The following is a 10,862-nucleotide window of genomic DNA, read 5'->3' as shown; positions in this document are numbered from 1 at the left end:
CGGCCTTTATCCATATTGCCTCTATGAGATAGACCCTGTTCGGCTGCTCCGCATCCGGCATGCTGTTTCGGGTATATTTACTGCACCACCCTTACATAGCACCCCTGGAAACACTCGCTGGTGGATGGCGATGTCGCGGCCAATCGCCTGCCCAATCTGCTGCGGCCGACGCTGCAACACGGCTCGGCCCCGCACGGGCGCGACAGTGCCGGCGGTGGCTATTGTAGTCCCCCTGCCCGGCGGAGTGTTGCATGATGTGATGGAGGGATTGGAAAGCCGGCACAAGGCAGGTGAAATAAAGACATGATCGGCTCCGGCGAGATCGAGAATGAAACCCTGGCGGTGGGCCCCGCCGCCATTGAAGCCAGACGCAAGGAACTGCGCGCATGAGCCATGTCAAAGACCCCGGCCGCATCCGCGACCTCTCCGCCGCCATGGCTAGCGGTGCGCTGACCTCCGAGGCGCTGGTGCACCGCTGCCTCGCGCGCATCGGAGAAGTGGATGGTGCGGTGCAGGCCTGGATCCATGTGCTGGCCGATGACGCGCTGGCCCAGGCCCGGGTGCTGGATGGCGAGCGTGACAAGCGCGGCCCCCTGCATGGCATCCCCATCGCGGTGAAGGATGTGATCGATGTGCGCGGCCTGCCGACCCGGGCCAATAGCCTCTCGCGTGCCGATATCGCCCCGGCCAGCGCCGATGCCACGGTGGTGGCCCATTTGCGCGCCGCCGGGGCGGTTGTGCTGGGCAAGGTGCACACCACGGAGTTCGCGTATTTCTCGCCGGTGCCACCGACGCGCAATCCCTGGGATTTGACGCGCACGCCCGGTGGCTCCTCGGCCGGGTCGGGGGCGGCGGTGGCCTCGGGTACGGTGCCGCTGGCCTTGGGGACGCAGACGGCGGGCAGCGTGAACCGCCCGGCCGCCTATACCGGCACCGGGGCCTTCAAGCCCTCCACGCTTTCGATAGGCGGGGTGGGGGTGGTGCCCCTGTCACCCAGCTTCGACACTGTGGGTGCTTTTGGCCAGACGGCGCAGGATGCGGCGTTTCTGGCGGCGGGTTATGCGGCGGACCATCTGCGCATCGGCGCCCCGGCCATGGGGCTGCCTCGCATCATGGTGCTGGAGGATGCGATGCTGGCCCGGCAGACCCAGCCTGGTACCGCCGCGGCCATGGCCGGGCTGGTGGAAAGGCTGCGCGGGGCGGGGCTGGCGGTGATGGCTGCGCCATCGCCGGTCTCGCTGGAAGAGATATTGCTCACCCATCGCCAGGTGCTGCTGGCGGAGGCCGGGCGCACCCATGCGGGGCTGGATATGGCACGTATTTCGCCCCGGCTGGCCGCTGACATCGCCATTGGGCTGGCCATCAGCGATGGAGATTATCATGCGGCGCTGCGACGATTGGCGGCCTATCGGCGGGAATTCTGGGCGAGTTTCGGCCCGCAGGATGTTCTGCTGATGCCCGCGGCACCGGATGTGGCGCCGGCCGATGGCACCACGGGCGACCCATCCTATGTCATCCCCACCACCGCCCTGGGCGGTCCGGTGGCCACGCTGCGGGCGGGGCGAGATGGGGGTATGCCGGTGGGTGCCTTGCTTTTCGCCGCACCCGGGGCGGATGCGGCGCTGGCCGGTTTTCTATTCTCGGAAGTGGCGAGCGGGTTGGACCTCTGAATCGAAGCGCCTGTCCCCCGGGCGGGGAGCGCCTGACTACCGCAACGGCGCGCGCTGAAACTGCCGCGCCGTTGGATCTTGCAGAAAGACCGATGACATCAGCGCTGGGACCGTGGGGGAATAGCTGAGAGCTTCAGGCAGGCTGGCAGGGTCGAATTGTCCCGGTTGTCCACTGATCAGGTGCCGCAGCCAGGCGACGTAAACCTGCGCATTGCGGTTATCTGGGTCGCGCTGCAGCGCCTCCTGCATCCGCTGGAGGGCGGTCTCCCGCTGGCCCTCGGCCCAGGCCAAAAGGCCACGATGTATCTGCACATAGGCAGGAAAATTCGCGACGGGATGGCGGGGGCTGGCGGCGATGCCGCGCGCAGTCTGCACCCGTGCCTGTTCAAGATCGCCGGCGAGGATGCTAAGGAATGCGCCGTTAAAGGCAAAAAAGGCACGCGGTGCGTCCAAAGCACCGCCGTAGGACCCGGCCAACCGCAGCTCACGCACAGCCTGCCCCACGTCGTCCTCGAGCATGGAAAGGACCGAGGCCAAGTTGAACAAGGCCGAACGCTGCAGATCGTCGTGCTGCTGCGAGTTGCGCGCGATCATCGCGTTGGTCAGCGCGCGCACCTCGCTGAGATTCGTCTCGCTGCCATCGAGCTGGGCATTCAGCCGGGCAAGGGTGACGCGGTAGGGCGCGACCTCAGCGAAGGATTCGCGCGCGGCCCGGCGGAGCAGCGCCACCGCGTCCAAATTCGGGTGAGAAAGCCGCAGGTACTTTGGCGGCCGCCCATGCTGCGACACCACGACCTCCATCCTGAGCCCGGCCTCCACCTGCAGCATGGTGGCCGAAATGCGGATGGGATCGAGGCCGAAGAGGTCCTGCAGCGCCGAGGTCATGTCGTTCAGCTTCAGCGGCTCCGCCAGTGCACCGATCACGGTTCGGCGGGAGCCGATGCGCGGCATGGGCACTGGCAGGGCTGAGGGAATGGACGTGATACGGGCGAGTTCGGTGACGAAGATCTCCTCCGCCGGGGCGCGGGACAGCCCGCTCTGCTGCACGATGGGCGGCAACCCGACATTGACCGTCATTGTGTTGGAACTGATCACCGCGTCCCCCGCCATCAACCCCATGAGGATCGCGCCTAGGAAACCGATTGTGATGAAATCCATGTCGATGGTGTCCGGTGATGACGGCGGTGGCAGGGTCTTATGCTTGGTTCGGGCAGCCGCGTGATGCGGCGGCTGCCCGGCCGGCTCTTCTTGGAGATAGCGACCGGGATCAATCGCTGAACTGCAATGCCGCTCAGCGCATCCCTTCGCAGAAGCGCTGGATGCGGGCGCAGGCCTCGCGCAGCGCCTCATCGGAGGTGGCGTAGCTGATGCGGAAATGGCCAGGGAAGATGAAGGCATCGCCATGCACGGTGGCGACACCCTCTTCATCGAGCAGTGCTTCGACGAAATCCTTATCGGCGCTGATCAGCCGGCCCCCCTTGGTGGTCTTGCCGATGCAGCCATTCATGTCGGGGAAGACATAGAAGGCGCCCTCGGGCTTGTGGCAGCGCAGGCCGGGGGCCTTGTTCAGCAATTCCACCACCATGTCGCGGCGGCGCTTATAGACCTCGACCATGCCATTGATGCTCTCCTGCGGGCCGTTCAGCGCCTCAACGGCGGCGGCCTGGGAGATGGAGGAGGTGTTGGAGGTGCTTTGGCCCTGCAGCTTGTCCATCGCCTTGATCAGCGCGAGCGGCGCGCCGGCGAAGCCAATGCGCCAGCCGGTCATGGCATAGCCCTTGGAGCAGCCATTCATGGTGATGGTGCGGTCCCGCAGGCGCGGTTCCACCTGCACGATGGTGGCGGGGGTGAAGCCGTCATAGGCCAGCTTCTCGTAGATATCGTCGGTGAAGATCCACACATCGGGGTGACGCAGCAGCACATCGGTGAGCTTTTTCAGCTCTTCCGCATTATAGGCGGCGCCGGTGGGGTTGGAGGGGTTGTTGATGATCAGCCACTTGGTCTTGCGCGTGATCGCCGCTTCCAGCTGCTCGCCAGTCATCTTGAAGCCGGCATTCTGGCCGCAGGGCACGAAGACGGGGGTGCCTTCAGCGAGGCTGACAATATCGGGATAGCTCACCCAGCATGGGGTGGGGATGATCGCCTCATCGCCGGGATTGATGGTGGCGAGCAGGGCGTTGAAAATCACCTGCTTGCCGCCGGTGGCGATGATGATTTCTTCAGGCTTGTAGTCGATGCCCGAGTCGCGCTTGAACTTGGCGGCGACGGCGGCGCGCAGCGCCGGAGTGCCGGCCACATCGGTATATTTTGTATCGCCGTTCTGGATGGCGCGGATGGCGGCATCCTTGATGTTCTGGGGCGTGTCGAAATCGGGCTCACCGCTGGAGAGGCCAATCACATCGCGCCCGGCGGCCTTGAGGGCGCGGGCCTTGGCGGTGACGGTGATGGTCTGGCTGGGCGCAATACGGTCCAGACGGTCGGCAACGAGGTTCATGACGGGCCTTCACAGAAACGAAACAGCTAGGCCAATCTAGTCCCGCAAGGCGCGCGCAACAACCCGGAGAGACCCATGCAGCGATCAGAAAACCCATGGGAATGGCCGGAGGAGACCTGGCGGCATATTGTGGGCCGCGCCCGGGCCGGTCGCTCACTCGCCCCCACCCATTGGCCCAATGGGGCGGCATGTGCCGTCGCACTCTCCTTCGATGCCGATCATGACACCATCCCATTGCGCGATTGTGATGAGAGCCCGATGCGCATCAGCCAGGGGCAATATGGCCATCGCCAGGGCATGCCGCGGATTCGCCGGCTGCTCGCCCGGCATGGGGTGCGGGCGAGTTTCTTCTATCCGGCCGTCTCCGCCCTGCTCTACCCCGATGAAATCCGTGGCGTGGCTGATGAGGGGCATGAGATTGGCATCCATAGCTGGATCCATGAGGCCAATACCAAACTGCCGCCGGGGGTGGAGCGCGACCTGACGCTGCGCGCGCGTGACACGCTGGAGAAGGTTTCGGGCCAGACGCCGGTGGGGATTCGCACCGCGAGTTGGGATTTTTCAGTCGATACCATGGATATCATCCGCGAGATGGGGCTGCTCTATGACAGCTCGCTGATGGCCGATGACGACCCCTATGAATTGGAGGTGCAGGGCCAGCCCAGCGGCATTGTGGAATTGCCGCCCGAATGGATTCGCGATGATGCGGTGTATTTCAACATGCTGCGCTTTGCGGGCTTGCGCCCCTATACGCCGCCCAGCGCGGTGGAGGCGATTTTTAGGGCCGAGTTTGAGGGCGCGCTGGCCGAGGGCGGGTTGTTCCTGCTCACCATGCACCCCCACCATATCGGCCACCGCTCGCGGCTGGTGCTGCTGGACCGGCTGATCGCCGATATGAAGGCCACCGGGAAATGCTGGTTCGCCACCCATGCCGAGGTGGCGGCGTGGTGCCGCGACCATGCGGCATCAAACCCGAAATAGCCCCACTTCAGTGGCGATGGCGTGCAGGCCTATGTCGGTGGCGCCCACCGGCACTGCCGGCACAAGCTGCGCGGCATAGGCGATGCCCAGGCGAAAGGCGGCGGGCAGGCCGGCCAGGGTGCGATCATAATAGCCACCGCCATAGCCTAGACGGTTGCCGGCCGAATCGAAGGCCAGCAGCGGGATGAGCAGCCAATCGGGCGTCGCGGTCTCGCTGGTTGCGGGGTGCTGGGTGCCGAAACGGCCGGCCTGCATGGCGCAACCGGGCTGCCAGGGGCGGAAGCTCAGCGCCTCGCCACGGCGTGGGGTGACCGGCAGCAGGATACGATGGCCGGCCTGATGCAGCGCATGCAGGCTGGGGCGGGTGTCGATCTCATCTCCCATCGGCCAGAAGCCGGCGATCACGCTGGGATTTGCTGGGGCGGCGGCCAGGACATGGCCGGCCAGCGCCTCGCCGGCACCGGGTTGCGCCAGCGCCGCGCGGGCGGCCAGCGCCCGGGCGCGCAGCGTGGCCTTCTCGGCCATGAGCGCTACCTCGGTCATGGCTCAGAGCCTGTTTAATTCGTAAGGGCTCACCGCGCAGGCTGTAAGCTTTTGTTTGTCAGACATTTTTATCCGTTCAAACGATCCCGTTTGAACGGATGATGCTCTCAGAGCGAAGCCGGCACAGCCGCTGGCGTTGCATGCTCCCAAGGCCTGCCGAAACAGGTGGGCACCAGATAACAGGACCACGATCCTGCCAGAGCCAGCTCCCGGGAGTTGCTTATTGGCCCTGGGCATGACTTGCCTGGCGTGAAGGCCAGCCTCGCGGGATGAACATAGGGCGGCGGCGCCCGGGTTACCAGTCAGGGCTTGTCGAGGCTGATGGCGATGCCCTCGATCCGCTCGGCGATGCTCGCCAGACGGTCCGCGAGGCGGGGGTCGGTGGGTGGGGGCGCGAGGGGTGTGCTCTCATCATGCTGGTTGCGGACCAGCTCGATCTTCAAATCGCCCAGTTCATCGGCCAGCAGCAGCGCGACATGGAGCAGCATGCGGCTTTCGGAAAACTGCCCGCCCATCTGCTGGATCAGCTTCACCTTGCCCTCGATGACGGCGATGAGGTCACGGACATGTGACTCTTCGCCATCCCGGCAGCCAATGGTGTGGCTATAGCCATTCACCCGGACGCTGACCTGGCCCATTTATCGCGGCTCCTGTTCTTCGGCTTGGGCGTCTTCATCCAGCATGGCGGTGCGCAGTTGCGACAGCGCCTGGTCCAGCCGGGCGGAGAGCGCGACGACTTCGGAACGCGGCACGCTCTCAGCGGCAGCGGCCTGGGCGGCGGCCTGCATCTGGGCAAATTTACGCTCGACGGCGATGGCGAGCTTCTCCACCGCCAGTTCGAGGCGTTGTGCGGCCTGAAGGGCGCGGTCGGTTGTCAATTCCACAGCAGCGACTCCCCTGTCATGTTGCCGCGTTTTATCAGGTAAGGGTTGGCATGCAGGGGCCTAGGTTGCAAGGGCCGCCTTGGCAAAGCCGAGGGGTTTCAAGGGCGTTTGTGGTGCATGGCGCGGCGCATATCCGCGCGGTGCTGGGCCTGGGCTGCGCGCTGCTCTCTCCGCCGGGGGCTGTGGGGTATCTCGGCCATCACGGTTTTCTGGCCATGCTGCGGGCGGGGGGATGGCGGGGGGCGGAAGTGGCGATCCTCGATTGCGGCGATGATGCCGGTTGGGCCTGGGCGGCGCTGCGTGATGGCATGCCCATGGTGGTGCTGCGTGCGGGCGGCGATGCGGCGCGGGCCTTTCCCGGCCGGGTGCTGCCGCAGGCCCCGCCGGCGCGTGACCTGCAGCATTGGCAGGAGCGCCGCGGCCGGGGCTGGTTGGAGGAATGGGCCGGGGGTTGAGGGGCTTTGCGCGTCAGACATCAGCAACGCGGCCGATTTCCGCCACCGGCCGCAGCCCGGCAATGGCCGCGTCATGCAATGCGGGGGTCATGGCCGCACAGCCATCTTCCAGAACGGTGACGTGAAATTCGCGCATATGCGCATCGCGCACCGTGCTGGCCACGCCGCCATTGGTGACGATGCCCGCCACCAGCAAATGGCTGGTTCCGGCCTGACGCAGCACCCATTCCAGCCGCGACATGTAAAACGCGGAAAACGCCACTTTCTCAATCGCGATATCGGCCGGGCCGAGTTCATCCACCATGGCATGGCCCCAGCTTCCGGGCTGGAAATCGCCGCGGCCGAGGAAGGGGCGCAGGCTTTTGAGATGGGGGCTGATGAAGGGCTCGCCACCATGCCCCGGCACCAGGGTGAAATGGGTGCTGATGACGAGCCCGCCCTGCCCCCGCACCCGCGCCAGCAGCGGCGCCAGCCGGGCCGGCAGAGCAGCGATTTCGGGCGCGCCGCAGCCCGCGCGGCCATAGGCGCCGATGGGGCGGAGGAAATCATTTTGCAAGTCGCAAAGCAGCAGGGCGGTGTGGCGCATGGGGGACAGGCTAAGCCGGGCCGGGCGCGCATGCCAGAATGGAGCCAAGATCATGCCGCCGAGGTTGACGCGCGACGGCTTCCGCTCAACCCTGCACCTCTACCCGGAGAGGAAACATCGCCATGAGCGCAACAGCATGAGCCAAGCTTACATCGTCGGTGCCTTTGAGCACCCGACCCGCAAGGCCGACACCAAATCCATCGCCCAGCTGCATGCCGAGGTCGCCTATGGCGCGCTGCAGGATGCCGGGCTCTCGGTCGATGACATCGACGGCTATCTCTGCGCCGGTGACGCGCCGGGCATGGGCGGTCTTTCGATGGCCGAGTACATGAACCTGCGCAAGCTGCGCTACATCGACAGCACCGATACCGGTGGCTCGTCCTATGTGATCCATGTCGGCCACGCAGCCGATATGATCGCCCAGGGCAAGTGCGATGTGTGCCTCATCACCCTGGCCGGCCGGCCGCGGGCTGAGGGCATGCAGACCGGCACGGCGGTGCGTTCCGCCGGTTCGGGCGTGCCCGATGAGCCGTTTGAGCTGCCGATGGGCCGCACCATTGCAACCATGCATGCCATGGTCGCGCAGCGGCACATGTATGAATACGGCACGACATCGGAGCAGTTGGCCTGGGTGAAGGTGGCGGCCAGCCATCATGCCCAGCACAATGAGCATGCGATGCTGCGCAAGGTTGTCACCGTCGAGGATGTGGTGAACAGCCCGATGATCGCCGACCCGCTGCACCGGCTGGATTGCTGCGTGATTTCGGATGGCGGCGGCGCGATTATCGTCGCGCGCGAGGAAATTGCCCGCAAGCTGAAGCGGCCGCTGGTCAAGGTGCGCGGCTATGGCGAGGCGGTGAAGCACCAGATGGCCGGTGCGGTGGATCTGAGCTATTCGGCCTCGGTGCAAAGCGGCAAGACGGCTTTCTCGATGGCCGGCTGCAAGCCTTCCGACATCAAATACGCCTCGATCTATGACAGCTTCACGATCTCGGTCGTGCTGCAGTTGGAGGATCTGGGCTTCTGCGAGAAGGGCCAGGGCGGCAAATTCGTCGCCGATGGCAACCTGATCTCGGGCGTGGGCAAGCTGCCCTTCAACACCGATGGCGGCGGTCTTTGCAACAACCACCCGAGCAATCGCGGTGGCATGACCAAGGTGATCGAGGCCGTGCGCCAGGCGCGTGGCGAGGCGCACCCTGCGGTGCAGGTGAAGAACCACGATCTGGTGCTGGCCAATGGCAAGGGTGGCTCGCTGTGCACCCGCCATGGCTGCGGCACTGTCATTTTGGAGGCTGTGTGATGGCGACCCCTGCATTCGACCGTATCCCGGTTTCCCCGAACGAGGACCCGGACAACAAGCCCTTCTTCGACGCGGCCCGCGAGGGTAAGCTGTTGATCGGCAAGTGCCTGGACACCGGCAAGACCTTCTTCCCGCCGCGCCATGTCTCGCCCTTCACGCTCTCCAACAATGTGGAGTTCGTGGAGAGCAAGGGCCTGGGCAAGATCTATTCCTGGTCGGTCCAGCGCGGCAAGGAGCCCTATTGCCTGGCTTATGTCACGCTGGAGGAAGGCCCGACGGTGATGACCAATATCATCCAGACCGACCTTGATGCAGTGAAGATTGGCCAGAGCGTCAAGCTGGTCTTCAAGGCCACCGAGGGCGCGCCGGTGCCGATGTTCACCCCGGTCTGATCGGGGCTGGCGGAAAGGCGGGGGAGACCCCGCCTTTTTGCTGGGCTGAAATCAGAACAAAAAAAGTACACCGCTGGGCGAAACGCCCTTTTCAGGCTCTATATACATGTCTTAGATTGCATCCATGGGTGGCAAAACCGTACAGTGATGCGCGCCGGCATCCGGTCGGCCCCTTTGGGTGAGGATGCGATGAGTGTGAGCCTGACACGCCGTTCGGAGGGGCTGGCAGCCCAGGATTTCAACGGCCAGAGCGACTACGCCGATCTGTCATCTGGTGTTGGAGTTTACATCGTCTTTTCGACCGATGCGGCAAATACCTTCCTCGCCGACGGCAATGATGTGAGCGATATCTGGCGGCAGGATGGGCAGAGCGGCGCGCTGGAGCGGGTTTCCTGCACCCTTTCAGGGGCGGCCACCGATGGTGCCAGCTTCTCGCCGGCGATCTCCGCGGATGGGCGCTATGTGGCCTTTACCAGCCTAGCCACCAACCTCACCATCAATGATGGCAATGGCTTTGCCGATGTTTTCCGCAAGGACATGGCGACGGGGGCGGTGCTGATTGTCTCCGCTGCACCCGATGGGTTGCCGGCGAATTCGGTATCCTTCGCGCCGGCAATCTCGGCCGATGGGCGCTATGTCACCTTTCTCAGCGCCGCCAATAATATCGTGGATGATGACACGAATTATTCGGTCGATGTCTTCCGCAAGGACATGCTCACCTCGACGACCCTGCGGGTGAACCTCGCCGCCGATGGGATAGAGGCCAGTGCCGGGGCGATGAACGCGCCTTCCATCTCCGCGGATGGCCGATATATCGCCTTTGACAGCACCGCCGCCAATCTCACCGGCTATGACAGCAATAACCGCGACGATGTCTTCGTGAAGGACATGCTGAGCGGGGCGATCACCCGCGCCTCGGAGGGTGCCAATGGCGAGAGCCTGACCGGCGAGATGGAGGGCATTCTCAGGCCCGCTATCTCGGCCGATGGCCGTTACGTGGTGTTTGCCACCGCCGCGGCCATGCTCGCCAGCGACAGCAATGGCGTGGCCGATATCTACCGCAAGGATCTCTGGACCGGCGCGATCATGCAGGTTTCGACCGATAGCGGGGAGAATCAGGGCGATGCCGCGAGCTTTGATGCCGATATCTCGGCCGATGGGCGCTATGTCAGCTTCACCTCGCAGGCCAGCAATTTTGTCGCCGGGGATGGCCTGCTCAGCGCCGATATTTTCCGCAAGGATCTGCTCACCGGCGCATTGCTGCTGATCTCGCGCAACGCCGATGGCGAGCCGGCTTTTGGCCAATCCACCCATGCGGCCATTTCGGCCGATGGCGCGACCATAGGCTTCACCAGCACGGCGAGCACGCTGGTGGCGACAGACAGGAATTTTATCCAAGATGTCTTCTCCGCGCATATCGGCGCCCCCATCGGTGTGCAGACCGGGGGTGGGGAGAATGACGCGCTGTATGGCAACACGGGCAATGACACGCTGCTGGGCATGGGCGGCGACGACCTGCTGAGCGGCGGTGATGGCAGTGACCGCCTGGAAGGTGGC

Annotated in this window: 11 protein-coding genes, 1 other RNA gene and 1 pseudogene; 6 read left to right on the top strand and 7 right to left on the bottom strand. The window is 64.8% G+C overall.

Annotated features, from left to right (window positions below; translation table 11 throughout):
• Window positions 1-386: 386 nt before the first annotated feature.
• Complete coding sequence (locus ABWP84_RS14280) at window positions 387-1,670, top strand: amidase (protein ID WP_353212709.1); 1,284 nt, start codon at window positions 387-389, stop codon at window positions 1,668-1,670.
• Window positions 1,671-1,706: 36 nt separating this feature from the next.
• Here ABWP84_RS14280 and ABWP84_RS14275 read toward each other — a convergent pair whose 3' ends face one another.
• A complete protein-coding gene (locus ABWP84_RS14275; protein ID WP_353212708.1) occupies window positions 1,707-2,828 on the bottom strand; it encodes a hypothetical protein in 1,122 nt (373 codons plus the stop codon).
• 133 nt (window positions 2,829-2,961) lie between these two features.
• Complete coding sequence (locus ABWP84_RS14270) at window positions 2,962-4,164, bottom strand: pyridoxal phosphate-dependent aminotransferase (RefSeq protein ID WP_353212707.1); 1,203 nt, start codon at window positions 4,162-4,164, stop codon at window positions 2,962-2,964.
• A gap of 75 nt (window positions 4,165-4,239) precedes the next feature.
• Between ABWP84_RS14270 and ABWP84_RS14265 the strand changes: the two genes are divergently transcribed.
• On the top strand, window positions 4,240-5,145 hold the full coding sequence (locus ABWP84_RS14265; protein ID WP_353212706.1) for a polysaccharide deacetylase: 906 nt from the start codon (window positions 4,240-4,242) through the stop codon (window positions 5,143-5,145).
• On the opposite strand, the gene ABWP84_RS14260 is transcribed toward ABWP84_RS14265, so the two are convergent.
• From ABWP84_RS14260 to ABWP84_RS14245, 4 genes are all read right to left on the bottom strand, one after another.
• Window positions 5,131-5,688 carry a 5-formyltetrahydrofolate cyclo-ligase gene (locus ABWP84_RS14260; RefSeq protein ID WP_353212705.1) on the bottom strand — a complete coding sequence of 186 codons (558 nt, stop codon included), beginning with the start codon at window positions 5,686-5,688 and terminating at the stop codon, window positions 5,131-5,133. The two genes, ABWP84_RS14265 and ABWP84_RS14260, sit on opposite strands and share 15 nt — an antisense overlap.
• A 111-nt stretch (window positions 5,689-5,799) precedes the next feature.
• Window positions 5,800-5,954, bottom strand: a non-coding RNA gene (ssrS, locus tag ABWP84_RS14255) — 6S RNA.
• Window positions 5,955-5,990: 36 nt separating this feature from the next.
• Window positions 5,991-6,326 carry a cell division protein ZapA gene (locus ABWP84_RS14250; protein ID WP_353212704.1) on the bottom strand — a complete coding sequence of 112 codons (336 nt, stop codon included), beginning with the start codon at window positions 6,324-6,326 and terminating at the stop codon, window positions 5,991-5,993.
• Entirely contained in the window at window positions 6,327-6,572 is a 246-nt protein-coding gene (locus ABWP84_RS14245) for a hypothetical protein (protein ID WP_353212703.1), read from the bottom strand.
• Between the two features lie 113 nt (window positions 6,573-6,685).
• Between ABWP84_RS14245 and ABWP84_RS14240 the strand changes: the two genes are divergently transcribed.
• Window positions 6,686-7,027: a hypothetical protein gene (locus ABWP84_RS14240; RefSeq protein ID WP_353212702.1), complete on the top strand. Its 342-nt coding sequence runs from the start codon at window positions 6,686-6,688 to the stop codon at window positions 7,025-7,027.
• Between the two features lie 13 nt (window positions 7,028-7,040).
• Here ABWP84_RS14240 and ABWP84_RS14235 read toward each other — a convergent pair whose 3' ends face one another.
• A complete protein-coding gene (locus ABWP84_RS14235) occupies window positions 7,041-7,613 on the bottom strand; it encodes a cysteine hydrolase (RefSeq protein WP_353212701.1) in 573 nt (190 codons plus the stop codon).
• 136 nt (window positions 7,614-7,749) lie between these two features.
• On the opposite strand from ABWP84_RS14235, the gene ABWP84_RS14230 reads away from it, so the two are divergent.
• From ABWP84_RS14230 to ABWP84_RS14220, 3 genes and pseudogenes are all read left to right on the top strand, one after another.
• Window positions 7,750-8,913, top strand: coding sequence for a thiolase domain-containing protein (locus ABWP84_RS14230; RefSeq protein ID WP_353212700.1), 1,164 nt, complete (start codon window positions 7,750-7,752; stop codon window positions 8,911-8,913).
• Window positions 8,913-9,305, top strand: a complete 393-nt coding sequence (locus ABWP84_RS14225) for a Zn-ribbon domain-containing OB-fold protein (RefSeq protein ID WP_353212699.1) — start codon at window positions 8,913-8,915, stop codon at window positions 9,303-9,305. The genes ABWP84_RS14230 and ABWP84_RS14225 overlap by 1 nt, the downstream gene beginning before the upstream one ends.
• Window positions 9,306-9,500: 195 nt before the next feature.
• Window positions 9,501-10,862 (top strand): annotated as a pseudogene (locus tag ABWP84_RS14220) (hypothetical protein); the annotation flags it as partial.

It is taken from the genome of Rhodovarius sp. (genome assembly GCF_040399605.1).
Taxonomy (GTDB): domain Bacteria; phylum Pseudomonadota; class Alphaproteobacteria; order Acetobacterales; family Acetobacteraceae; genus Rhodovarius; species Rhodovarius crocodyli_A.
Note: the sequence above shows the minus strand (reverse complement) of the source record. Positions and strands in the feature narration are given on the sequence as shown.